This is a genomic window from Rhodococcus sp. 2H158 (assembly GCF_053764755.1).
Window position 1 is genome coordinate 187,001 of the sequence record NZ_JBSNCE010000007.1, and the last position, 23,271, is coordinate 210,271.

A 23,271-nucleotide genomic window follows, 5' to 3' on the forward strand; every position below is an offset into this window, starting at 1 on the left:
CGGTCCGAGGGCACGGTTCGGTTTCGATCCCGCCGCTTCCGCCGTTCACAACTCTCACACCAGTCACATCCGTATACATTTGCCCCGTTCCATGTGAGTCCGACGGTGGGAGCGACGTGCGGAAGTTCGAGACGGGGAAGAAGGCGGGCGGTACACACGCGGCTCGACGCCACGTCCGCCGGGGGTCCGTCGCGGCGGCGATGTCGCTGCTCGCCTTCCTGATCGCGCCGGCGCCACCCGGCGCGGCGAACCCGATCGTCGAGCCCGTCGCGGCCGACCCCAGCATCGTGCGGGCGCCCGACGGGGCGTACTACATGTACACCACTGGCGACGACTGGGGGGACGGCCGGGGACTGCGGGGGATGTCCGTCTTCAAGTCCTTCGACCTCACGGACTGGATGTACGTCGACGACGTGTTCTCCGAGATTCCCGGATGGCATCCGGCGAACAACTACGTCTGGGCTCCCCACGTGATCGAGTCGGACACCGGGTACAGCCTCTACTACGCGCTGCCGGACGGGGCGAATCCGTGCATCGGCCTCGCCACCGCACCCGGACCGGCCGGCCCGTGGACCGACCTGGGCCGTCCCGTGTTCTGTGCCGAGGACGTCGGCGTCCAGGGCACGATCGATCCGTTCGTGTGGGACGACGGCACGACGAAGACGATGTTCGTCGGGAACTTCAAGGGCGTCTACGCCATCCCGCTCGCAGCGGACGGAACCGCCCCCGCAGGCGAACCGGTCCGGGTCGCGGACGAACGCTTCGAGGGGCCGCACGTCGAATACCGCGACGGCTACTACTACCTGTTCCTCTCCTCCGGCCACTGCTGCAACGGCGCAGACACCGCCTACCGGGTGCTCGTCGGCCGGTCCGAGTCGTTGACCGGCCCGTACGTCGACCGCAAGGGTGACGACCTCGACGGCGGCGGCGGCGCGCTCATCCTGGCCGGCAGTGATCCGTGGGCGGGACCCGGGCACAACACGGTGGTGACCGACGACGCCGGCGACGACTGGATCGTTTACCACGCGATTCCCCGCGACGATCTCCAGCTTCCCAGCGGTGCCCAGCGACGGGAGGGCATGATCGACCGGATCGTGTGGGCCAACGGCTGGCCGGAGATCGGCGACGGGTCCCCGTCGTCGACCCGCCCCGACGTTCCCCGGACGGATCTTCCCGTACGCGTCTCGCTCACGGCCGACACGGCCACGACGCTGCCCGCCTCGGGCGGGGTGATCGAAGCCACCATGCTCGTCGAAGCACCCGGCGACGCGCCCTACACGGGTCAGGTGTGGGGCAGCGCGGTCCGTCCGAACGGCGAGGAAGGCGAGCCGGTCCTGGGCCCGATCGACGTCGATCTGGCGCCGGGGGAGACCCGCGAGGAGCGAATCGCCTTCACGGTGAGCGACAGTGCGGCGAACGGCACCTACGGCCTGTACGCCTTCGCCGGCACCCACGGCGTGGAGACGGTCGAGTTCGGTGCCGTCACCGCCCGCAAATCCGACGGGCTCTCGGACGTCGGCGCCCCCCTCGAGGTGGTGACACTGCGAGTGCGCGAGACGGCCCGCTGACCGTGCGGTCCCACCACGGCGCGCCGGGGCTTCGGCGCGCCGGGGGAGCCGCCCATAATCGAGGGATGGATCGAGCCTCCTATTCGGCGTTGTTGCGCGCAGACACCGAGCGGCTGCTCGCCGCCGGCGAAGGCCGGCTCGACCGGCCGGTCCCGACCTGCCCGCGCTGGTCCGTCGAACGGCTTCTCGGGCACGTCGGCCGAGTGCACCGGAACGCGGCGGGCTGGTTGCGCACCGGCGGTCGCACCGAGATCCCACCGGCTCCGGCCGGGGCCGCCGTCGTCGCGTGGGTGCGGGACGGACTCGAGGAGCTGACGGAGGCCGTGCAGTCGGCCGATCCGCACGTCGACGAGCAGACCTTCGCCGGACCGCAACCGGCTTCGTTCTGGGTCCGTCGCATGGCGGTCGAGACTGCGCTGCACCGGATCGACGCCGAGCTCGCCGCGGGCGTGGGCACCACGCCCGTCGACATCGCGCTGGCCGTCGAGGGCATCGACGAACTCTTCGGGGTGCTGCTCCCGTTCCGTGCCCTCGGCGGGGCGGGGAGTGCCGGGTCGCCGGCCGGGTCGGGGAAGACGATGCACCTGCATGCGACCGACCCCGCCCTCGCCGCGGGCGAGGGCGAATGGTTGATCACCTTCGATGCCGACGAACCTTCCGTCGTTCACACCCACTCCGAGGGGGACGTCGCAGTACGCGGGTCGGCGTCGGATCTGCTGCTCCTCCTGTGGAACCGGGCGTCCCTCGATCGATTCGACGTGTTCGGTGACGCCGCGCTGCTGACGCGTTGGCGCGACGAGGTGACGATCTGAACCGAATCCATGAGTAGTTCGGGGGTTCGGTGACGTGAAAGTGCCCTTCGGCTCCGCGTCGGGGCGTGCACACCCACCGCCCGGCCCACCCCTGCGCGCCCGTGCGCAGCGCGCACGCCGAACTCTGTCGGCGCACGAGAATGCGCGCCACAGTGTGCGCGCCGGCAGGGGACGTCGTCGCTCGTACGCTTCCGCGCGGATCAAGTCGGCCGCCTTCTCGGCGATCATGACGGTGGGCGCCTGGGTGTTGGAGCTGACGATTCGCGGCATGACGGACGAGTCGACGACGCGCAGTCCTTCGATGCCGACGACCTTGAGATCGGGTGAGACGACGGCGTCGTCACCGACTCCCATCGCGCACGTTCCGACCGGGTGGTACGACGTGCGGCCGTAGGCACGAACGAACTTCACGTAGTCGTCCTTGGTCTCGACCGACATCCCACCCGCGAGGTGCTCGGCCTTGATATGGCGCGCGATGGACGACTGCGCCATGATTTCGCGGCTCTGCCGCAGCCCTTCGATGCTCGATTCGAGGTCGAACTCGGTGGCAAGGAAGTTCGGGTCGATCAGTGGCATGTCGGTGGGATCGCCGGACCGGATCTTCACGGATCCACGACTTTCCGGTCGCAACGAGTACGAGTTCAGGGTGCATCCGTACCCGGGGCGCACTGCCGCAACTCCGGCCTCGACGCCCGCCGCAGGCAGGAAGTGGAACTGCAGATCCGGGATCGACTCGTTCGCGTGTCCGAAACTGAACGCGCCGGCCTCGACCACGGTGGACGCGAGCGGTCCTCGCCGGAACGCCGCGTACTCGAGACCGGCGGCCGCCGTCGCCGGGCGAACCAGGTTGAGCCGGTCGAGGCTCTGGTATCGGTTCAGCTCGTAGATGACATCGAGATCGCAGTGATCGTGCAGGTTGCGTCCGACACCCGGAAGAGAATGTTCGACAGCGACATTCGCGTTCTTCAGATCCTCGGGGTTACCGATGCCGGACAGCTGCAGGATCTTCGGGGAGCCGAAGGCCCCGGCGGCGATCAGCACCTCACGCGACGCCCTGAACGACTCCACCCCGTGATCGGTGAGGAGTTCGATCCCGGTGGCACGCTTGCCGTCCAGCAGAACACGGGACACGGTGACGTTCGTGCGAACGGTGAGGTTGCCCCGCTTCCGTGCGGGTGCCAAATAGCCGACGGCGGCGCTGCATCGGCGGGCGTTCTTCGTCGTCGTCTGATAGAGACCGACTCCGAACTGGTTCGCGCCGTTGAAGTCTCCGTTGAAGGGCAGACCGAACTCCTGTCCTGCTTGCACGAACGCCTTGGAGAGCGGGTGCGGGTTCACCGGGTCGGAGACCGCGAGTGGACCGCCCACGCCGTGATGTGGCGCCGACAGTCGCTCGTTGTCCTCGGACCGCAGGAAGTACTTCCGGATTTCCTCGAACGACCAACCCGCACAGCCGTATTTGAGGGACCACTCGTCGTAGTCCTCGCGCGCACCCCGGGTGAAGACCTGAGCGTTGATGGATCCGCCGCCGCCGATCACTTTTCCTTCCACGGGAAACCGGGCCGGATCGAGAACACGGTCGGGGCGATGGCGGACAGCTGCGGGTACATCTTGTCCGCGCGGAGCTTGCTGCCGACGATCAGATCCGGCCGCAGCGCGCCGATGGCCTCGAGATCGAGGTTGTTGATCGTGCCCACGTCGGCGACACCGGCGAGCCGGTCCGCGAGATACGACGGCTGCTCCGCCGCGCCCTCGGGACTCGCGATGCCCACGGGTGTGAGGCCGAGGGAGAGGACGTCGTCGAGTTCGCCGCCGTCGAGCACGACGACGCGCTGCGGCTTGGCCGCGATCTCCGTCTCGCCGAGAGCGTGGGTGACCACGCGGGGGAACCGGCCGGGTGCGGCGTCGCTGCCGAGCTTCGCCGTCTCCTCGTCGGCGGTGGCGAACAGCCGGCCGCCGGTGGCCACGTCGGTGTTGCCGGAGCCGGTGTCGCGGGTCGACTCGGCCGCGCCGCCGCACGCTGCGACGGTGAAGGTGACGAGCAGGGCCGCGGCGGTGAGGCGGCCGAGATGTCTGAGCTTGTGCATGAGGGCAGGCTATCCTTGCCTCTGTTCCTCCGTGGCTCCACCCCGGAGGATCAGCCCGTTGTCGGGTCCCTCACCGGCGGTTGCGCCGGTCGATGTGCAGGGTCCGCAGAACTGTCCGACGGCGGGGCCGCGGGGACCCCGGCGGAACGGCCGGCGCGGTAGTCGGGGAGCGGAACTTCAGTTCGGAGGCGGTTTCCGGGGCGTCATCGGAGGTCGCGCGCAGGAATCGATCAGGCAGAGCGAGCTTGTGGATTGTGCGCAGCGTCAGAAAATACTGACGGACGAGCGAGCCGGTGGTGTACGGCAGATCGTACTTCTCGCACAGCGCCTGGACCTTCGTGGAGATCTCTGCGTAGCGGTTGCTGGGAAGGTCCGGGAACAGGTGATGCTCGATCTGGTAGCAGAGGTTACCGCTCATGAAGGCCATCACCGAGCCGGCGCGGAAATTGGCACTTCCGAGCATCTGCCGGAGATACCATTCCGCCCTTGTCTCGCGCTCGAGCTCGACGACGGTGAACTTCTCGGCGCCGTCCGGAAAGTGCCCGCAGAAGATCACCACGTACGACCACAGGTTCCGGAGCAGATTCGCGACCAGGTCGGCCACCAGGGTACGCCGCCAGCGACGACCGCTGAGGGCAGGGAAGAGCAGGTAGTCCTTGAGTGATTGGCGGACAACCTTTCCCATCAATGCACGGCTGTGGACGGTCTTCTCGGCCTCGCTGTCGGCGTGTTCGTGCGCGGAATGCAGACCGTGCAGGGCGATCCCCCATTCGAATGTGATTGCCAACAGCAGGTTTCGCAGCGGTTGCGCCAGATTGCCTGGCTGCCAAGGCTGGTCGCGGGTGATCCGGATGACACCGAAGCCGAGGTCGTCGTCCACGCCGACGACGTTGTTGAAGACGTGGTGGCGGTAGTTGTGGGAGTACCGCCACTGTGAGGACAGCCCGGCCATGTCCCATTCCCACGTGGTGGAGTGGATTTCCGGGTCGTTCATCCAGTCCCATTGCCCGTGCGAGACGTTGTGGCCGATTTCCATGTTCTCCACACTCTTGGCCACGGCGAGTGCTGTCACCCCTAGAACCCACCCGGACGGTGCCCTACTGGCGCATATCATCAGCCGGGCAGCGACATCCAGTACACGCTGGAATGCGATCGTGCGCCGGATGTAGGCGGCGTCCGCCGCGCCGAGCGACTCGGTGACATCCCGGCGGATCCCGTTCAGTTCGGTGCTGAGCGCCTCGACGTCTTCCGCGGTGAGGTGCGCATATTCCTTGATGTCGGAGATCGCCATCGTGTTCTTTCCGTATCGAGTCCGCAACGTGCGATGCCGGATTCGGCCCCGCACGGCAGGACTGCATCAGTAGTGGTTGCGGCGGCCTGCCACGGCGTACCCCGTGGAGTCGTGTTCTCGGTCGCTGTCGCTCGGCCCTCCGGGCCCGACGATCACGGCAGCGAGCAGGGGGTTCGGTCGCAGAACGTTGATCATGGCGGCCTCCGAGGCCCTGGGGGGTAGACCCAGTCAACACCCGCAGCACTCGAGGTGTCAACGCTGTAGACCTACGGCATAGAGCTACAGTGGAGACGAACGGAGAGGAGTCCGTGATGCCGAAGCTTCCTGCGGGCCGCTCGATCGGATCCGACGACGGCAGGTCCGGCGGGAACACTCGAGCCCGGGAGTTGATCCTTGCGTCTGCGCTCACGATCATCGATCGCGACGGCGTCGAGGGGCTTTCGATGCGCCGCCTCGGTAAGGCTCTCGGCCGGGATCCGATGACCCTCTACCGTCACGCGCCGAACAAGGCTGCCCTCCTCGACGGAGTTGCCGAAATCGTCCTCGAGCAATTGGTCGTCGACCCCCAGGAGGGCGACTGGGAAGATCAGCTACGAACGGTGGCAAGGGATTTCCGTCGACTGGCCCTCGACCACCCGCACGTGGTTCCGTTGCTGGTCACCCGCCCCCTGGCCACACCCCTCGCGCTGCGGCCGCTCGGCACTCTGCGCCCGCTCGAAGGCATCCTGACCTTGCTCACCCGGGCCGGCTTCTCCGCGGCCGATGCGTTGCACGTCTACCGGGCCTTGTTCGGATTCCTCCACGGTCACGTCCTCGACGAGTTGCAGGAACTCGTCGAGCGGCCCGAGGAATCCGACGACCTGCTCCGCCTGGGACTGCATCGCCTACCGATCGACGAGTTCCCTCTCCTGCGCAGTCTCGCGCCGATACTGGCCTCCTACGACGGCGCCGCCGAATTCGAACGCGGCCTCGACCTCTTCTTTTCCGGCCTGAGGGCAACACTGGACTCCGTGGACGGTCGGCCGTCCGGATGAGCCGCCGGCGCCGGCCGGACCTACGAATCCGCCAACGTGCGCATGATGCCGTAGGCGTGATCCGGTTCGGTATCGGGGGACAGGAGTACCAGCACGAGTTGGGCGCCGTTGCACCCGAGGATGTACATCGTGTGCGGTGGTTGTCCGGGTGCCGGCTCGCGCAGTGCGATACCGCCGGAGTCGAGGTCGAACTCGTCGATTCGCTTTCGCGATATCTGCAGGGCGTTCCAGTCGAAGCAGACCCGGGCAACGGGGCCGAGTCGCAGGGTGAGCGCGGAGATCAGGTCGTCCAGCTCATCGGTGAGGTTCGCGGTCCACGGGAACCATGATCCGTCGATCGGTGACGGTGGTGCCGAGCTCGGCCGGAGCAGGACGCGGGGAGTCTGGGTCGGGGTGGGGAATCGAGCAGGGGGGCGTCGCGACGGTACGGAGTGGTTGTGCGTCATGGACGCTCCTTGCGCGGCCTCGAGGAGACCGACTTGTCACCGGGAGGCGTCGAGCCGGGCGCTCGAGGCGGGAAACGTGCCGGTCTGCTCACCGTACGTCACCGGCGCGTCGGGCGCGTCGTGCCGAGACCCGGAGAACGGGATCGGGGCCCCTTCTCCGGGTGGAGAAGGGGCCCCGATCGGGTCCTTCACGAGTCGGGGTGGCGGGATTCGAACCCACGACCTCTTCGTCCCGAACGAAGCGCGCTACCAAGCTGCGCCACACCCCGTTTCGAACCTCGGTCAGCTTACAGCACGATCGGGGTGACGGTTAAATCGCCTGGTCAGTGCGGTGAAAACGTGCTCCGGGTGCCCGCGTCCGCGGTGCTGCGAGCCTGCTCGCGCGGGGCCGGGATCAACGTCAGCAGCGTCGCCTCGGGCCGGCACCAGAACCGGGCGGGCGCGGTCGGCGACGTGCCGATGCCCGCCGACACGTGCAACCGCATGTGCGAGCCCCAGCGCGACACGCCCTTGACCCGCGACCGGTCCAGCCCGCAATTGGTCACCAGCGCGCCGACCAGCGGCAGGCACAGTTGGCCCCCGTGGGTATGGCCCGCCATCACGAGGTCGTAGCCGTCGTCCGCGAACCGGTCCAGCACGCGCGGCTCGGGTGAGTGGGTCAGCCCCAGCCGCAGATCCGCCGCCGGGTTCGCCGGACCCGCGACGGTGTCGTACCGGTCCCGGTCGATGTGCGGATCGTCGACACCGACCGCGCTGATGCGCACCCCGGCGATCTCGAGTTCGCGTCGCACGTGCGTGACATCGAGCCAGCCGCGCTCGCTGAACGCGGCGCGCAGATCGCTCCAGGGCAGCGGCACGCCGTGCACGCGCTCGTGGTCGCGGTCGAAGTACTTCAGCGGGTTCTTCACCCGCGGCCCGAAGTAGTCGTTACTGCCGAAGACGAACAGCCCCGGCCGGGCGAGCAGACCGCCGAGCGCCTGCACGACGGCGGGGACCCCCTTCGGATGCGCAAGGTTGTCGCCGGTGTTGACTACGAGGTCGGGTTCGAGGCGATCGAGTTCGCGGAGCCAGTTCTGCTTGAGCCGCTGCCCGGGCGTCATGTGGATATCGCTCAGGTGCAGCACGCGCAGCGTCGAGGCGTCCGGCGCAAGGACCGGGAGCGTCACCTCCCGCAGGGCGAAGGCGTTGCGCTCGATGAGCGTCGCGTAACCGAGGCCCAGGGCGGCGGCACCGGCCGCGCCGATCGCGGCACGTCGAAGATTGGGAACGTCTGGCACCTCTCCAGCGTACCGCCGGGGCTCGTCCGCGCACGGGTTCGCAGGGCGCCGCGTAGCGTCGAGGCATGTCCGACACCACGTCCTCGCTCAAGTCCACGCTCCGCGCCGACCTCACGGCCGCGATGAAGGACAAGGATCCGCTGCGCATCAACACGCTGCGCATGCTGCTCGCCGCCATCCAGACCGAGGAGGTCGCCGGCAAGCAGGCGCGCGAGCTCACCGACGAGGATGTCGTGAAGGTGCTCGCGCGCGAGGCGAAGAAGCGCGGCGAGGCTGCCGAGGTGTACACCGAGAACGGTCGCGGCGAACTGGCGGCGAAGGAGCATGCCGAGGCCCGCATCATCGACGAGTACCTGCCGACGCCGCTCAACGACGCTGAGCTGGCCGACGTCGCGGACACCGCCATCGCGCAGGTCGCCGAGGAGATCGGGGAGCGGCCCGGGCCGCGGCAGATGGGTCAGGTCATGAAGGCGGCGACCGCGATCGCCGCCGGGAAGGCCGACGGCAAGCGCCTGTCCGCCGCCGTCAAGTCGCGCCTGTAGCCGAAAACCCCGCCCGGTCGTCACGCGACCGGGCGGCGACGGTCATCGTCCCGGGATCGGCGCCGGTGCGGCCGGCACCGTCGTGTCCGGCACCTGGCTCTCGGTCGGTCGGCCGGGGGTCGCGCTCGGGCTCGGGGGCGCGGCGCGCACCGAGCCGTCACTGACGAAGATGGTCACCGTGGACCCCGGGACGGCCGACCCGGACGGGGAAACCGAGGCGACGGTGCCGCTGCGGCCCTCCGCCTTGACCGTCGTCTCCGTCACCTGGAAGCCGGCGTCGATCAGCCGTTGGCTCGCCTGCTGACGGTTCAGACCCACGACGTTGGGCACCTGGGCATTGCCGGCGCCGCGCACGTACTTCTGGTCCGCGGGCGGCAACTCGGTGGGGCCGAACTTGTTCGCGACGGGCAGCAGTGCCGTGAACCAGGTGCGGGCCGGCTCGGTGCCGCCGAACAGATTGCCGTCGTAGCACGGGCGCACGGGTCCGCTGCAGATCTGCCCCGGCGTGGGGGAGTCGCCGTAGGTGTAGACCGCCCCGGCCAGGTTGTTCGTGAACCCGACGAACGCCGACGACATGTGCGACTCGGTCGTTCCGGTCTTCGCCGCCACCGGCAGGTTCCAGCCCACCGATCCGGCCGCACCGGACGCCGTACCACCGCCCGCGGTGTCCTTGCTCAGGGCGGTGGCGAGGGTGTCGGCCAGCCCCGGTTCGACGACCTGCTCGCACGCCTGCTGGGTGATCGGCACGGGCTTGCCGTCGCGGTCGAACACGGCGTCGATCGGCGTCGGTGGGCACCACTTGCCGTGCGAGGCCAGCGTGGCGGCGACGTTCGACAGCTCCAGCGGGTTCACCCAGGTGGGGCCGAGCGTGAACGAGCCGAGGTGCTGGGCCTTCTGCATGTCGACCATGCTCTGCTCGCCGAAGCCGGACGTGTTGGGCTGCGCGTACGAGCGCAGGCCCAGCCGCACCGACATGTCGACGACCGCGTCCACACCGGTGGCCTCGATCAGCTTGACGAAGGCGGTGTTGGGGGACTGTGCGAGCGCGTCCGGCACCGACAGCTTCGACGGGTACGGTGCGGCGTTCTCGACGCAATAGGTGGCCGGCGGGCATCCGGGGGCACCGCCGTCGCCGAGGCCGCGGGCGTTGTAGCGGGACGGCACGTCCAGCACGGCGCTGGTGCCGAGGCCCTTCTCCATCGCCGCGGCGACGGTGAAGATCTTGAACACCGAGCCGGCGCCGTGACCGGTCAGCGAGTACGGCTGCGGCTGCACCGTCTGAGAGGCCCCGCCGTCGAGGCCGTACACGCGGCTCGACCCCATCGCCAGGACGCGGTGCGAATCCTCCCCGGGCCGGATCACGTTCATCACCGTCGCGACGTCGTCGACGGTCGGGCTGGTGAACTTGTCCAGTGACGATTTGACCGAGTTCTGGATCTCGGGGTCGAGCGTGGTGCGGATCAGGTATCCGCCCTTGTCGATCTGCTCGCGCGCCAACCCGGCCTCGGCCAGGTACTGCAGGGCGTACTCACAGAAGAACCCGCGGTCGCCCGCCGCGATGCACCCGCGCGGCAGGGTCTTCGGCTCGGGCAGGACGCCGAGCGGCTGCTCCTTCGCGGCCCGGATCTCGGCGGCACGCTCGGGGATGTTCTGGATCATCGTGTCGAGCACGACGTTGCGTCGCGCAAGCACGCCGTCCGGATTGGTGTACGGGTTCAGCGCGGAGCTGGACTGCACCATGCCGGCGAGCATCGCGGACTGGGTGACGTTCAGATCCTTCGCGTCGATGCCGAAGTACGTCTGGGCGGCGTCCTGCACGCCGAAGGACCCGTTCCCGAACGGCACGAGGTTCAGGTAGCGGGTGAGGATCTCGTCCTTGGTCAGCTCGTCGTCGAGCGTCAGCGCCATCCGGATCTCCCGGATCTTGCGCGCGGGTGTCGTCTCGATCGCCGCGCGCCGCTCGGCGTCGGTCTTAGCGACCACGTGGAGCAGGTAGTTCTTCACGTACTGCTGGTCGATCGTGGACGCGCCCTGCTCGACCTGACCGCTGGTGGTGTTGGTGAGGAAGGCGCGGATGGTGCCCTGCCAGTCCACGCCCTGGTGTTCGGCGAAGCGTTTGTCCTCGATGGAGACGATCGCGAGTTTCATCTCGTTGGAGATCTGGTCGCTCGGCACCTCGAACCGGCGCTGGTCGTAGAGCCAGGCGATGGGGGTGCCCGCCGCATCGGTCATCGTGGTGACCGCCGGCACCACGCCCTCGACGAGTTCGGCGGAACTGTTGTCCACCGTGTCCGCGGCGCGGTTCGACACGTAGCCGAAGCCTCCGGCCGCCGGGAACATCACACCGGCCAGCAGGACTCCGCCCAGTGCCGTGCATCCTGCGAGCTTCGCCACCGTTTTTCCGATCGACACGCCTACACAGTACGTGCCACCGCGGGGCGCAGACCCCGGCGCACGCGTTCCCGTGTGCGCGTTGCGCTGGCAAAAGCCCTCCGACGTGCAGTGATGCACGGGCGTACCAGAAAAGTGTTTCTCCGCCTTGCATCCGGGGAAGTCTTTACCTAGATTGAGTCCTCAGTGTGATGCAGATAACACCTGAATAGGAATGTGGTGCAGATCCGTCGTGCTACGCCGCCGATTCTGCGCGCCTTCCAGGACCCCGTGACACGGCGTTCGGAGAGTAAGGGGCAACTGAATGCACATGACCACCCCGATGGCCCGGCTCGACGTAGACCAAGCAGAAGCACGCATCGCATGGGTATCGAAAGCCCGATGCCGAGAAGTGGACCCCGATCAGTTGTTCGTCCGCGGCGCAGCCCAGCGCAAGGCCGCAGTCATCTGCCGGCACTGCCCGGTGATGCTGCAGTGCGGCGCCGACGCCCTCGACAACCGCGTGGAATTCGGCGTGTGGGGCGGGATGACCGAACGTCAGCGCCGGGCGCTGCTCAAGCAGCACCCCGAAGTCGACTCCTGGGCCGACTTCTTCGAAGCGCAGCGTCAGCACCAGAACGCCGTCTGACCGCGCACCTCCGAGACCCGCGAGGTTACGCCTCGCGGGTCATCTGATCGGCGACGGCGCGCAGCCCGTCGAGGTCCGAGACCTCGAACGGCAGCGACGGCACGCCGACGACCGGCACCCGCGGGTGCGCGCTCGTGAACCGGGCCAGCAGCCGCAGCTCCCGCTTCGCCGTCACCGCCCGATGGGCATGGACCCGGAGCACGGCCTCGGCCGGCGCGTTCTCCTTCCGGCCCTGCTCCTCGAGCAGATCTGCCGCGGTCAGGGCGTGGTCGGCCGGCAGCGGGCACAGCGTGGGATGCGTGCGGTTGAGGATCAGACCCGCGAGCGGCATCCGGTCCTCGGAGAGCCGCTCGACGAAGAACGACGCCTCGCGCAGCGCATCCGGTTCGGCCGCGGCCACCACCATGAAGTGGGTGCCCGGCTGCTGCAGCAACTGGTACGTGCGGTTGGCCCGCTCCCGGAACCCGCCGAACATCGAATCGAGGGACTGCACGAAAGCCGAGGCGTCCGAGAGCATCTGGCTGCCGACGATCGTCGAGACCGCCTTCAGGGCCAGGCCCATCGCGCCCGTGACCAGCCGCCCGAGCCCGCGGCCCGGCGCGGTGAACAATCGGATCATCCGGCCGTCCAGGAACGCCCCGAGCCGCTGCGGTGCATCGAGGAAGTCCAGCGCGTTCCGCGACGGTGGGGTGTCGACCACGATCAGATCCCACGTGTCGCTCGCCGCGAGCTGCCCGAGCTTTTCCATCGCCATGTACTCCTGCGTCCCGGAGAACGACGAGGCCACCGTCTGGTAGAAGGGGTTGTCGAGGATCTGCTGCGCCTTCTCCGGCGCCGAATGCTCGAGCACCATGTCGTCGAAGGTGCGGCGCATGTTCAGCATCATCGCGTGCAGCTCGCCCTTCGCGTCCGGCCCCAGTTGCACGAGTTGCGGGCTGTTGTCGAGGGCCTGCACGCCCAGCGCCTGTGCCAGCCGCCGAGCCGGATCGATCGTCAGCACCACGACGTTGCGGCCCTGTTCGGCCGCACGCAGGGCCAGCGCCGCCGCGGTCGTCGTCTTGCCGACCCCGCCCGCGCCGGTGCACACGATGATGCGCGACGAGGGGTCGGCGAGGATGGACCGGACGTCGAGCGGGGGCGCGTGGTGCGCCCGCGGCGCGGTCACCGCACGCCCTGTTCGCCGAGCTGCTCGGCGAGTTCGTACAGCCCGCCGAGATCCACGCCGTCCGCCAGCGCGGGCAGATGCATTCGTGCCACGTTCACCTCGTCGAGTTGGGCGGCGCTGACCTGCTGCGCCTGCAGGGTGGATGCGTACTCGATCGTCTCGGTCAGCAGACCCGCGAAGTCCTCGTCGCCGAGGGGGACCCCCGCGCGGTCGAGCCCCTCGCGTACGGCCTCCGCGTCGATCCGGCCGGCGGCGGCCTCGTCGACCATCTCCTCGGGCAGGAAGTCGGGGGCGGTGCGGTTGACGATCACCGTGCCCAGCCGCAGGTCCGCCGCGAGCAGCTCGGCCACCGCGTCGGCGGTCTCCTGAACCGGCAGCGCCTCGAGCAGCGTGACCAGGTGGACCATCGTCTCGTCGGAGTGCAGCAGCCGCACCACCCCCTCGCTCTGCGACCGGATCGGACCCGACTTGGCAAGGTCGGCCATCGCCTTGGTCACGTCGAGGAAGCTGCCGATGCGTCCCGTCGGCGGGGAGTCCACCACGACCACGTCGTACACGGGTTCGCCGGTGCGGTCGGTACGCACCACGGTCTCCTTGATCTTGCCGGTGAGGATCACGTCCCGCAGGCCCGGCGCCAGCGTGGTCGCGAACTCGATCGCACCGATCCGGCGCATCGCCCGTCCCGCGAACCCGAGGTTGTAGAACATGTCCAGGTACTCGAGGAAGGCCGTCTCGATGTCGATGGCGAGGGCATGCACGGCGCCGCCGCTGTCCGTTGTGGCAATCTTGGTCTCGACCGGCGGAAGCGGCGGCACGTCGAACAGCTGCGCGATGCCCTGCCGTCCCTCGACCTCTACGAGCAGCACCTTGCGGCCGCCCGCCGCCAGGGCCAGGGCCAGCGCCCCCGCGACGGTCGACTTACCGGTACCGCCCTTGCCCGAAACGAAGTGCAGCCGCGCCTGTGCGGCCTTCGCCGGCCAGACGTCGTGTTCAGCAGTCGTTGATGCCACGACGTCGAGCCTATAAGTCCGGTGCGCATATAGGGTCGAGACATGAGCGAATTGACAACGTGGGAGTACGCGACGGTGCCCCTGCTGACCCATGCCACGAAGCAGATCCTGGACACGTGGGGAGCCGACGGCTGGGAACTTGTGTCGGTGCTCCCGGGACCCACCGGCGAGCAGCACGTCGCCTACCTCAAGCGCCCGAAGGGCTGAGTCGCGTGGCAGCAGAGGATTCCGCGGGGCGGAACTGGACGGCGCGGCTCGCCGAACTGGGTCTGAGCCTGCCGCCGGTGGCGGCACCCGTCGCCGCCTATGTTCCCGCCGTCCGCACCGGTGACCACGTCTACACCTCCGGCCAGCTGCCGTTCGTCGACGGCACACTCGGTCTCGTCGGCAAGGTGGGCGCCGACGTCTCGGCCGAGGACGCCAAGGCCGCGGCGCGCATCGCCGCGCTCAACGCGCTGGCCGCGCTGGACGGCCTCGTCGGCATCGACAACCTCGTCCGCATCGTGAAGGTCGTGGGCTTCGTCGCCTCGGCGGAGGGCTTCACGGGCCAGCCGGGTGTGATCAACGGCGCGTCCGAACTCCTCGGCGAGGTGTTCGGGGAGGCGGGCGTGCACGCCCGCTCCGCCGTCGGCGTGGCCGAACTGCCGCTCGGCGCTCCCGTCGAGGTCGAGATCATCGCCGAGGTGCGCTGACGGGCGCGGGGTGAGCCGGATCTAGAGTGGGATGCACCCCACACCTTCCGACGGAGGAGGCCGGATCATGACGCTGGTTCACCCCGCGTACGCGCAGCTGCGACAGGTCACCGCCAATGCCGCGGTGGTGCTGGCGGAGAACCCGTCGATGATGACGCTCGACGGCACCAACACCTGGATCCTGCGGGCGCCCGGCAGCGACGAGTGCGTCGTGGTCGATCCGGGCCCGCTCGACGAGGCGCACCTCGCGCGCGTCGCCCGGGTGCCCGTGGCGCTGACCCTGGTCAGCCACCGGCACGGCGACCACACCGACGGTGCCGGACGGTTCGCCGAACTCACCGGCAGCGCGGTGCGGGCCGTGGACGCCCGGCACCGGTACGGCGGGGGAGCGGGCCTGGCTGACGGCGAGGTGATCGAGGCGGCCGGGCTGCGCATCCGGACACTCGCCACGCCGGGCCACACGGCGGACTCGCTGTCCTTCGTCGTCGAGGACGACCGCAGCGTGCTCACCGCCGACACCATCCTCGGTCGGGGCACCACCGTCCTCGACGACTCCGACGGCGACCTCGGGGACTACCTCGGGTCGCTGCGCCGGCTGATCGACCTCGGCGCCGGCTACACCGTTCTGCCCGGGCACGGACCGGACCTGCCCGACCTCGAGTCCATCGCCCGCGGCTACCTCGCCCATCGGGAGGAGCGGCTCGGCCAGGTGCGGGCCGCGCTGCGGGTGCTGGGGGACGACGCCACGCCGCGATCCGTCGTCGAGCACGTGTACGCCGACGTGGACCCGTCGCTGTGGCCGGCCGCGGAGAAGTCGGTCAACGTCCAGCTCGAGTACCTGCGCAGCTTCGCCTGACCTCCCGAACACTCGAGGCCGGTGCATCGACGATGCACCGGCCTCGATTCGTGGGAACGGGTGTTACCGCGCGCGGCGGGCGAGGCGCTCCGAGTCGGAGATGAGCACGCTCTTGCCCTCGAGCCGCAGCCAGCCGCGGTGGGCGAAGTCGGCGAGCGCCTTGTTCACGGTTTCGCGGGAGGCGCCGACGAGCTGTGCGATCTCCTCCTGGGTCAGGTCGTGCGTGACGCGCAGCGCGCCCGCCTCCTGGGTGCCGAACCGCTGCGCGAGCTGCAGCAGAGCCTTCGCGACGCGACCGGGCACGTCGGTGAAGATCAGGTCGGCCAGGTTGTTGTTGGTGCGGCGCAGACGGCGCGCGAGCACGCGCAGCAGCTGCTCCGCGATCTCCGGGCGCTGGTCGATCCAGGCCTTGAGGGCGTCGCGGTCCATGCTCACGGCGCGGACCTCGGTCACGGTCGTGGCGGTGGAGGTGCGCGGGCCCGGGTCGAAGATCGACAGCTCACCGAACATGTCGGACGGGCCCATGATGGTCAGCAGGTTCTCGCGGCCGTCCGGCGAGCGGCGGCCGAGCTTCACCTTGCCGGAGACGATGATGTACAGGCGGTCGCCCGGCTCACCCTCGTTGAAGATGACATGTCCGCGGGGGAAATCGACCGGCTGAAGCTCTTTGACCAGCGCCGCAACCGCCGAGGGTTCGACTCCTTGGAAGATGCCTGCTCTGGCCAGGACGTCGTCCACGTGCGCTCCTTTGGGGAATATTCTCGTCGTCATGCTGCCGGGTCTGCACGACGTCCACGGGCGCCCGGACAGGCCACCTGCAACGCGTACGGAAACGAAGTCTACTGTGCGCGCACTCGGCATGAGTGATTGACACCACGACAGCTGTCGTGCCGTTCCTGCAGCAACGCCCACGCATCCTACCGATGCGTCCCGAAATCAGCTCGCGCGGCGCGCTCCCATGTCGGACTCCGCATCGTCGAGCTCCATGACGAGGACCCGCCGCCGACGGCGGTGGAACCGGGCGAGAGCGTGGGGGAATCCCTCCCTGGCCAGGGTGGCGACGTCGTCGTGGCTCGCCTTGTCGAGGAACTCCTCGACCTCCTGCTGGCGAACGGACAGACGGCTCAGCCGGGACTCGACCCGCTCCATCGCCAATGCGAACAGCATGAGCAGCACGGGGAAGAGCACGACAGCAAGAGCTTGCATACCGGGAAGTAAACACAAGAAAGGTCTCAGAAGCGACACAGCGCCGAATCCGCGACCGGCCGGGTACGTACAGTGGAGCAGGTGCATGCGACCCCGTCCGAGAGTCCCGACGTGCGCCGACGACGCGTGTCCGGAGGCGAGCGGAAACCCGAGAGCCGGCTCGCCCTGGTGCGGCGGGCACGCCGCATGAACCGGCGGCTCGCCGAGGCGTTCCCCCACGTGTACTGCGAACTCGACTTCACCACGCCGCTCGAGTTGGCGGTCGCTACGATCCTCTCCGCGCAGTGCACCGACGTGCGGGTCAACCAGGTCACCCCGGCCCTGTTCGCCCGCTACCCGGACGCCCGCGCCTACGCGGAGGCCGACCGGGCCGAGCTCGAGGAGTACATCCGGCCCACCGGTTTCTACCGCAACAAGGCCAACTCCCTGATCGGCCTCGGACAGGCCCTGCTCGAGCGGTTCGACGGCGAGGTGCCGCGCCGCCTTGAGGATCTCGTCACACTTCCCGGATTCGGCCGCAAGACCGCCAACGTGGTCCTCGGCAACGCGTTCGACATCCCCGGCATCACCGTCGACACCCACTTCCAGCGTCTCGTGCACCGCTGGAAGTGGACCGAGGAAACCGACCCCGTCAAGATCGAACACGCCGTCGGCGCGCTCGTCGACCGCAAGGAATGGACCCTGCTCTCGCACCGGGTGATCTTCCACGGCCGGCGCGTCTGCCACGCCCGCAAACCCGCCTGCGGCATCTGCGTGCTGGCCAAGGACTGCCCGTCCTACGGCACCGGACCCACCGACCCCGTGACCGCCGCCGCGCTGGTGAAGGGACCGGAGACCGAGCACCTGCTCGAACTGGCCGGACGGTGACCCGGTGCAACTGACCCGCGCAGGCCGCTGGAGCCTGGTGGCCCTCGTCGTCGTGGTGGCCCTGATCGTCGCGATCTGGCCCCGCGACGCCGACGACCCGGCGTCGGCCGCCGACGGCGGCCGCCCGACCGCGGCGCCGGTGGACCGTCGCGCCCAGGACACCCCCGAATCCCTCGCGCCGCTGCGTGCCGCGGCGGCGCTCGAGCCCTGCCCGGCCCCGGCCGGGGACGGGGCCGGGGACGGGGCCGGCCCGCTCGCGGGGCTGCGGTTCGAGTGCCTCGGCGACGGCAGCAGCGTCGACCTGGCCGCCGCGCTCGCGGACCGGCCCGCGCTGGTGAACCTGTGGGCCTGGTGGTGCGGGCCGTGCGCCGAGGAACTGCCCTACCTGCAGGAGTACGCGCAGCGTGCCGGTGACGCGGTCGCGGTCGTCACCGTCCACACCGACCCCAACGAGGCCAACGCGCTGTCCCGGCTCGCCGAGTACGCCGTGCGGCTGCCGGGGGTGCAGGACGGGTCCGCGCGCGTGCAGGCGGCGGTGCAATCGCCGCCCGTGCTGCCGGTGACGGTGCTGATCCGGCCCGACGGTTCCGTCGCGAAGGTGCTGCCTCAGCCGTTCCGCAGCGCCGACGAGGTCGCCGCAGCCGTGGAGAACCATCTGGGGGTGAAGGTATGACGCCGTACTGGCTGCGCCGCGTGTCCACCGTTGCGCCGAGCGATCCGCACCAGGTCAACCCGGTGCTCGACCGCCGCGCACCGAACGGGTTCACGGTCCGTCCGGCGGCCGTGCTCGTGCTGTTCGGTGGCTCGTCCGAACCCGATCCCCTCGCGCGGGGCGGTCTGCCCGCCGACGCGGATGTCCTGCTCACCCAGCGGGCGCCGACGATGCGTCAGCACAGCGGTCAGGTCGCCTTCCCGGGTGGCGCCGCCGACCCGGAGGACGACGGCCCGATCGCGACCGCGCTGCGCGAGGCGCAGGAGGAGACGGGCCTCGACCCCGCCGGCGTCCGTCCGCTGACGGTGCTGCCCGAGATCTTCATCCCACCGTCCGGGTACGACGTCACCCCGGTGGTCGCCTTCTGGGAGAAGCCCACCCCCATCGGGGTGGTCGATCCCCGCGAGGCCGTCCGGGTGGTGCGGGTCTCTCTGCACGACCTGCTCGATCCGGACAACCGCTTCCAGATCCGGCACGAGCGCGGCTACCAGGGACCGGCGTTCCTCGTGGACGACATGCTCGTGTGGGGGTTCACGGCGGGGATCCTGGCGGGCCTGTTCGCGGTGTCGGGCTGGGAGATCGCGTGGGACCACACCGACATCCGTGACTTCGAGGTCACGCTCGCCGAGCTCGAGACAGGGGTGGTCGAACCGTGACACCGTCCGGATGGATCGACCTGCTCATCCTGCTGGTCGTGCTCGTGGCCGCGTCGTCCGGCCTGCGGCAGGGCGCGGTGGCGTCTGCGCTGGCGTTCCTCGGCGTGGTGCTCGGCGCGGTCGCCGGCATCCTCATCGCCCCGCACGTGCTCGTGCACGTCGAGGAGGGGCGGATGCGGATCCTCGCCGGGATTGCGCTCATCGTCGTGCTCGTCATCATCGGCGAGGTCGCGGGAATGGTGCTCGGCCGGGCGGCGCGGAGCAACATGCACAGCCCCGTCGCGCGGGGCGTCGACAGCGTGGTCGGGGCCGGTCTGCAGGCCGTGGCGGTGCTGGTGGCGGCGTGGCTGCTCGCGATTCCGCTCACCGCGTCGTCGCAACCGGAGATCTCGGCCGCCGTACGCGGCTCCCGGGTGCTGGCCACGGTCGACGTGCTGGCCCCGGACTGGCTGCGCGGCGTCCCGAAGGAGTTCTCGGCGCTGCTCGACACCTCGGGCCTGCCGGAGGTGATCGGCCCGTTCGGCCGCACGCCCATCACCGAGGTGGAGCCGCCGGACCCGAGCGTGCTCGCCAGTCCCGTCGCGCTCGACCTGCACCCGAGTGTGCTGCGCATCAACGGCGTCGCGCCGAGTTGCCAGCGTGCGCTCGAGGGATCCGGGTTCGTCGTCGCGCCCGAACGCGTCATGACCAACGCACATGTCGTCGCCGGCACGTCGGCGGTGTCGGTGGAGACGCTCGGTGGGGCGCTCGACGCCGAGGTCGTGCTGTTCGATCCCGCCGTCGACGTCGCGATCCTCTCGGTGCCGGGACTCGACGTGGCGCCACTCGCGTTCGCGCCCGCGCCCGCCGATTCGGGCCAGGACGCCCTCGTCCTCGGATATCCCGGCGGGGGCCCGTACACGGCGAGCGCCGCACGCATCCGGGAGACGCTCGACCTGCAGGGGCCGGACATCTACCGCTCCGGCACCGTCGAACGGGAGGTGTACACCGTCCGCGGTTCGATCCGTCAGGGCAACTCCGGCGGGCCGCTCGTCGACGAGCAGGGCCGGGTGCTCGGCGTCGTGTTCGGCGCGGCCGTGGACAACAGCGATACCGGGTTCGTGCTGACCGCGGCGGAGGTGAGCAGTCAGCTGGAACTGGCCGACGATTCCTTCGCGGCGGTGGCGACGGGTACGTGCATCGCCTGAGCCGGGGCGTCCCTACAGTCCGGCGGCGAAGTCGAGCAGCGCGGCGGTCACGTCGTCGGCGCATTCCTGGTGGGCGTAGTGCCCGGCGTCGTCGATCATGAGCAGTTTCCGGCCCGGAGCGTGGCGTACGCACCGGCGCACGGTCGCCGGCACCACGTACGGGTCCAGCGTGCCGTGCAGTTGCAGGACCGGCAGGGCCAGCGTCTTGTCCATCGCGGCCATGAACCGGCGTCCGTCCGGCCGCCATTGGCTGCGGAACGCCCAGCGCTGGTACTCGAGCGTGCAGTGCGCGGTGCCGGGAATCCGGATGGCCGACCGCATCCGCTCCGCGACCTCCCGGAATTCGTCCGACTGCTGCCACCGCGCGCCGGAACGGGCCTGCAGCAGTCGTTCGATCTCCCACCCGTCGTCGCGCACGAGCGTGCGTTCGGGCCGCCACGGCACCTGGTAGGCGAGGAACGTGGGCAACAGCGCCGCCCGCTGCGCACGGTCGTGCAGCGCCGCGTCCCGCAGCGAGATCGGGTGCGGCGAGTCCACGAGGGCGATCGCCCGGACGAGCCGCGGGTGCAGCACGGCCGTCGCCCAGCACACCAGCCCGCCGTCGGCGTGTCCGATCAGCGTCGCCTCGGAGCAGCCGAGGGCGCGGATGAGGCCGGCGACGTCGCCCGACAGGGTCCAGCCGTCGTAGCCGCGCGGCGGCTTGTCGGAGTCGCCGTAGCCGCGCAGGTCCACGGCGACGGCGCGGTATCCGGCGTCCGCGAAGGCGGTGAGCTGGTGGCGCCACGACCACCACAGGTCGGCGAACCCGTGCAGGAACAGCGCCAGCGGCGCGTCGGGGCCGGACGGGCCGGCCTCGACGGCGTGCAGGCGGATGCCGTTGGCGTGGATGTCGCGGTGCGTCCACGGCCCGGGGTACCGGACCGTGGACGGGTCGGGGAGGGACACGGTGCCCTGCATGTGGAGGGTCAGCGCGCGTGCCGGGGGCCCGGTGCCGGCTCCGCGTCGTGCTGCTGCGGCAGGACGGTACGGGCCTGCCTGAGCGAGTCGATGGTCTTCTCCGGGGCGCGCAGCTTGCGCACCCGCAGGTAGCCGATCAGGGCGAAGATCGCCGTGACCACGACCATGATGAGGAAGACGATCAGGAACGCCAGCCAGCGGGGCGTCCAGATGTCGATCAGTTCGGCGAGGAAGAAGAAGAAGAAGAACGAGCTGAACACCAGGACCGCGAAGGCCAGGATGAAGAACAGGCTGCCCTGCAGGCCCTTCTTCACCTCCCCGGTGACCTCGGCCTTGGCGAGTTCGACCTCGGCGCGGAACAGCGTCGAGACCTGCGCCGTGGCATCGCGGACCAGGTCCCCGATGCTCGCTTCCTGAGGAGTGCGGGCGCGCACCTCGGTCAGCGGAATGGACGAGATGCTCGTCGGTACCCCGTCACCCTGCTTCCGGTTCCCGTTCGTCACGCTCACTTGTCGACCCCTCCAGTTGGTTCGTATTGACTACGGTGGGCTCGCCCACGCCGTAACAGTAGCGTCGATCCCAGCAGCGAGGCGATCAGTGACGTGACGAGGACGGACGCCTTCGCGATCTCCGCGGGTGCCCCGCCGTCGATGCCGGCGAGCGAGAGGTCGGCGATGAGCAGGCTCACGGTGAATCCGATGCCGCCGAGCACGGCGAGCGCCAGCAGGTCCTGCCACGCCAGCCCGGTCGGCTTGGTGGCCACGCCCACGCGGATCGCGAGCCAGGACGCGCCGAAGATGCCGACGGTCTTGCCGATCAGCAGGCCCAGCAGGACGGACAGGCCCACCGGGCTGGTGAACACGTCACCGAGGACCTCACCGTTGATGGGGACGCCGGAGGCGAACAGCGCGAACAGGGGCACGCACAGGCCGGCGGACCAGGGCTGGATGTCGTGGGCGAGCCGTTCGGCCGGTGCCTGCCGCTCGCCCGGGTCGGCGCGGACGCGGGTGAGCAGGCCCAGCACGACGCCCGCGATGGTGGCGTGGATCCCGGCCTCGTGCATGCCGTACCAGGTGAGCAGCGCCAGTGGGACATACAGCCACGAGGTCGTGATCCGCTTGTGCTGGGCGTACCAGTAGGCGGCGGCGCATGCGACGGTCCCGAGCAGCCACAGCGCCGCGATGGAAGTGGTGAACAGGACGGCGATCAGCGCGATGCCGATGAGGTCGTCGACGACGGCGAGACTGAGCAGGAATACGCGCGCGCCGGTGGGGATGCGGGAACCGGTGAGGGCGAGGACTCCGAGCGCGAAAGCGATGTCGGTGGCGACGGGGATCGCCCAGCCGCGGTCCATGCCCGGGCTGCCCCACCCGACCGCGGCGGCGATGAGCGCCGGGAGCAGCACGCCGCCGCACGCGGCGATGACCGGCAGCAGGGCTCTCTTACGGTCCGCCAGTTCACCGATCACCAGCTCGCGTTTGAGTTCGAGTCCGGCGACGAAGAAGAACACGGCGAGCAGGCCGTCCTGCGCCCAGGTGCCGACGGTGAGGTTCAGGTGCAGCGATTCCGGCCCGAGGGGGAAGTCGCGCAGCGCCTCGTAGGCGGGTCCGAGCGGGGAGTTGACCCACAGCACGGCCACGGCGGCGGCGGCCAGGAGGATCGCGCCGCCGACGGTCTCGGTACGCAGGTATCGGGTGAGTTCCGAGCGCAGTGGCTGGTTCACGAAGGCCTTTCGATCCGCGAATTCGGGGTACGCGGGGAGCGCCGCCGAACGGGCTTCCCGGCGTATCCCGGCACGAATCGTAGCCGTCGCCGGCCCGGACGACCGATGTCCGATTTGATTCGCTTGGGAAAGGAGGTGTTCACTTTCCTAGCAACTGGGATCGA

General features: G+C 69.6%; 24 protein-coding genes, 1 tRNA gene and 2 pseudogenes. 12 read left to right on the forward strand and 15 right to left on the reverse strand.

Annotated features, from left to right (window positions below):
- Positions 1–116 precede the first annotated feature (116 nt).
- Positions 117–1,568, forward strand: coding sequence for a family 43 glycosylhydrolase (locus tag ACWPOB_RS09100; protein ID WP_455400604.1), 1,452 nt, complete (start codon positions 117–119; stop codon positions 1,566–1,568).
- Between the two features lie 65 nt (positions 1,569–1,633).
- A complete protein-coding gene (locus ACWPOB_RS09105) occupies positions 1,634–2,380 on the forward strand; it encodes a maleylpyruvate isomerase family mycothiol-dependent enzyme (RefSeq protein WP_100055825.1) in 747 nt (248 codons plus the stop codon).
- Between the two features lie 231 nt (positions 2,381–2,611).
- Here ACWPOB_RS09105 and ACWPOB_RS09110 read toward each other — a convergent pair.
- From ACWPOB_RS09110 to ACWPOB_RS09125, 4 genes and pseudogenes are all read right to left on the reverse strand, one after another.
- A pseudogene (locus ACWPOB_RS09110) lies at positions 2,612–3,931 on the reverse strand (GMC family oxidoreductase); the annotation flags it as partial.
- Positions 3,922–4,467 (reverse strand): annotated as a pseudogene (locus ACWPOB_RS09115) (ABC transporter substrate-binding protein); the annotation flags it as partial. The pseudogenes ACWPOB_RS09110 and ACWPOB_RS09115, both read right to left, overlap by 10 nt.
- A 70-nt stretch (positions 4,468–4,537) precedes the next feature.
- Entirely contained in the window at positions 4,538–5,758 is a 1,221-nt protein-coding gene (locus ACWPOB_RS09120) for a fatty acid desaturase family protein (RefSeq protein WP_100055824.1), read from the reverse strand.
- Positions 5,759–5,824: 66 nt separating this feature from the next.
- Positions 5,825–5,953: a hypothetical protein gene (locus ACWPOB_RS09125; protein WP_455400605.1), complete on the reverse strand. Its 129-nt coding sequence runs from the start codon at positions 5,951–5,953 to the stop codon at positions 5,825–5,827.
- A gap of 116 nt (positions 5,954–6,069) precedes the next feature.
- Between ACWPOB_RS09125 and ACWPOB_RS09130 the strand changes: the two genes are divergently transcribed.
- Positions 6,070–6,792: a TetR/AcrR family transcriptional regulator C-terminal domain-containing protein gene (locus ACWPOB_RS09130; protein ID WP_100055834.1), complete on the forward strand. Its 723-nt coding sequence runs from the start codon at positions 6,070–6,072 to the stop codon at positions 6,790–6,792.
- Positions 6,793–6,812: 20 nt separating this feature from the next.
- Here the strand turns inward: ACWPOB_RS09130 and ACWPOB_RS09135 are convergent, their stop codons facing one another.
- From ACWPOB_RS09135 to ACWPOB_RS09145, 3 genes are all read right to left on the reverse strand, one after another.
- Positions 6,813–7,238 (reverse strand): DUF5994 family protein, encoded by a 426-nt coding sequence (locus tag ACWPOB_RS09135; RefSeq protein ID WP_455400606.1) that lies wholly within the window; start codon positions 7,236–7,238, stop codon positions 6,813–6,815.
- 195 nt (positions 7,239–7,433) lie between these two features.
- Positions 7,434–7,507 (reverse strand) — tRNA-Pro (locus tag ACWPOB_RS09140).
- A 54-nt stretch (positions 7,508–7,561) separates the two neighbouring features.
- Positions 7,562–8,515, reverse strand: a complete 954-nt coding sequence (locus tag ACWPOB_RS09145; RefSeq protein ID WP_100055823.1) for a metallophosphoesterase — start codon at positions 8,513–8,515, stop codon at positions 7,562–7,564.
- Positions 8,516–8,580: 65 nt separating this feature from the next.
- On the opposite strand from ACWPOB_RS09145, the gene ACWPOB_RS09150 reads away from it, so the two are divergent.
- The gene (locus ACWPOB_RS09150) at positions 8,581–9,057 is read left to right on the forward strand and encodes a GatB/YqeY domain-containing protein (RefSeq protein ID WP_100055822.1); all 477 of its coding nucleotides are present in this window, start codon (positions 8,581–8,583) and stop codon (positions 9,055–9,057) included.
- Between the two features lie 42 nt (positions 9,058–9,099).
- Here ACWPOB_RS09150 and ACWPOB_RS09155 read toward each other — a convergent pair whose 3' ends face one another.
- Positions 9,100–11,451, reverse strand: coding sequence for a penicillin-binding protein (locus ACWPOB_RS09155; protein WP_100055833.1), 2,352 nt, complete (start codon positions 11,449–11,451; stop codon positions 9,100–9,102).
- A 301-nt stretch (positions 11,452–11,752) separates the two neighbouring features.
- Between ACWPOB_RS09155 and ACWPOB_RS09160 the strand changes: the two genes are divergently transcribed.
- On the forward strand, positions 11,753–12,076 hold the full coding sequence (locus ACWPOB_RS09160) for a WhiB family transcriptional regulator (RefSeq protein ID WP_026137870.1): 324 nt from the start codon (positions 11,753–11,755) through the stop codon (positions 12,074–12,076).
- 25 nt (positions 12,077–12,101) lie between these two features.
- Here the strand turns inward: ACWPOB_RS09160 and ACWPOB_RS09165 are convergent, their stop codons facing one another.
- Complete coding sequence (locus ACWPOB_RS09165; protein ID WP_455400607.1) at positions 12,102–13,241, reverse strand: ArsA family ATPase; 1,140 nt, start codon at positions 13,239–13,241, stop codon at positions 12,102–12,104.
- The gene (locus tag ACWPOB_RS09170) at positions 13,238–14,251 is read right to left on the reverse strand and encodes an ArsA-related P-loop ATPase (RefSeq protein ID WP_100055820.1); all 1,014 of its coding nucleotides are present in this window, start codon (positions 14,249–14,251) and stop codon (positions 13,238–13,240) included. The genes ACWPOB_RS09165 and ACWPOB_RS09170 overlap by 4 nt, the downstream gene beginning before the upstream one ends.
- Positions 14,252–14,293: 42 nt before the next feature.
- Between ACWPOB_RS09170 and ACWPOB_RS09175 the strand changes: the two genes are divergently transcribed.
- From ACWPOB_RS09175 to ACWPOB_RS09185, 3 genes are all read left to right on the forward strand, one after another.
- Entirely contained in the window at positions 14,294–14,458 is a 165-nt protein-coding gene (locus tag ACWPOB_RS09175; RefSeq protein ID WP_006945567.1) for a DUF4177 domain-containing protein, read from the forward strand.
- 5 nt (positions 14,459–14,463) lie between these two features.
- The gene (locus ACWPOB_RS09180) at positions 14,464–14,943 is read left to right on the forward strand and encodes a RidA family protein (protein ID WP_100055819.1); all 480 of its coding nucleotides are present in this window, start codon (positions 14,464–14,466) and stop codon (positions 14,941–14,943) included.
- Positions 14,944–15,010: 67 nt separating this feature from the next.
- Positions 15,011–15,799 (forward strand): MBL fold metallo-hydrolase, encoded by a 789-nt coding sequence (locus tag ACWPOB_RS09185; RefSeq protein WP_455400608.1) that lies wholly within the window; start codon positions 15,011–15,013, stop codon positions 15,797–15,799.
- Between the two features lie 63 nt (positions 15,800–15,862).
- On the opposite strand, the gene ACWPOB_RS09190 is transcribed toward ACWPOB_RS09185, so the two are convergent.
- Together ACWPOB_RS09190 and ACWPOB_RS09195 are read right to left on the reverse strand one after the other, a co-directional pair.
- Complete coding sequence (locus ACWPOB_RS09190) at positions 15,863–16,537, reverse strand: Crp/Fnr family transcriptional regulator (protein WP_003935274.1); 675 nt, start codon at positions 16,535–16,537, stop codon at positions 15,863–15,865.
- Positions 16,538–16,735: 198 nt separating this feature from the next.
- On the reverse strand, positions 16,736–17,005 hold the full coding sequence (locus tag ACWPOB_RS09195) for a hypothetical protein (protein WP_029547213.1): 270 nt from the start codon (positions 17,003–17,005) through the stop codon (positions 16,736–16,738).
- A 72-nt stretch (positions 17,006–17,077) separates the two neighbouring features.
- Between ACWPOB_RS09195 and nth the strand changes: the two genes are divergently transcribed.
- From nth to ACWPOB_RS09215, 4 genes are read left to right on the forward strand one after another with little or no spacing between them, the layout of a single operon-like run.
- Positions 17,078–17,872 (forward strand): endonuclease III, encoded by a 795-nt coding sequence (gene nth / locus ACWPOB_RS09200; protein WP_165038364.1) that lies wholly within the window; start codon positions 17,078–17,080, stop codon positions 17,870–17,872.
- Between the two features lie 37 nt (positions 17,873–17,909).
- A complete protein-coding gene (locus ACWPOB_RS09205) occupies positions 17,910–18,545 on the forward strand; it encodes a TlpA family protein disulfide reductase (RefSeq protein WP_455400626.1) in 636 nt (211 codons plus the stop codon).
- Entirely contained in the window at positions 18,542–19,240 is a 699-nt protein-coding gene (locus ACWPOB_RS09210; protein WP_100057384.1) for an NUDIX hydrolase, read from the forward strand. Before ACWPOB_RS09205 ends, ACWPOB_RS09210 begins: the two co-directional genes overlap by 4 nt.
- A complete protein-coding gene (locus tag ACWPOB_RS09215; RefSeq protein WP_100057385.1) occupies positions 19,237–20,427 on the forward strand; it encodes a MarP family serine protease in 1,191 nt (396 codons plus the stop codon). Before ACWPOB_RS09210 ends, ACWPOB_RS09215 begins: the two co-directional genes overlap by 4 nt.
- A gap of 12 nt (positions 20,428–20,439) precedes the next feature.
- Here ACWPOB_RS09215 and ACWPOB_RS09220 read toward each other — a convergent pair whose 3' ends face one another.
- Genes ACWPOB_RS09220 through nhaA form a run of 3 tightly spaced genes read right to left on the reverse strand, consistent with a single transcriptional unit; the run spans position 20,440 to position 23,107 of the window.
- Entirely contained in the window at positions 20,440–21,384 is a 945-nt protein-coding gene (locus ACWPOB_RS09220; RefSeq protein ID WP_455400609.1) for an alpha/beta fold hydrolase, read from the reverse strand.
- Between the two features lie 8 nt (positions 21,385–21,392).
- Positions 21,393–21,893, reverse strand: a complete 501-nt coding sequence (locus ACWPOB_RS09225) for a phage holin family protein (protein WP_006945547.1) — start codon at positions 21,891–21,893, stop codon at positions 21,393–21,395.
- Positions 21,890–23,107, reverse strand: a complete 1,218-nt coding sequence (nhaA, locus tag ACWPOB_RS09230) for a Na+/H+ antiporter NhaA (RefSeq protein ID WP_455400610.1) — start codon at positions 23,105–23,107, stop codon at positions 21,890–21,892. Before nhaA ends, ACWPOB_RS09225 begins: the two co-directional genes overlap by 4 nt.
- Between the last annotated feature and the right edge of the window lie 164 nt (positions 23,108–23,271).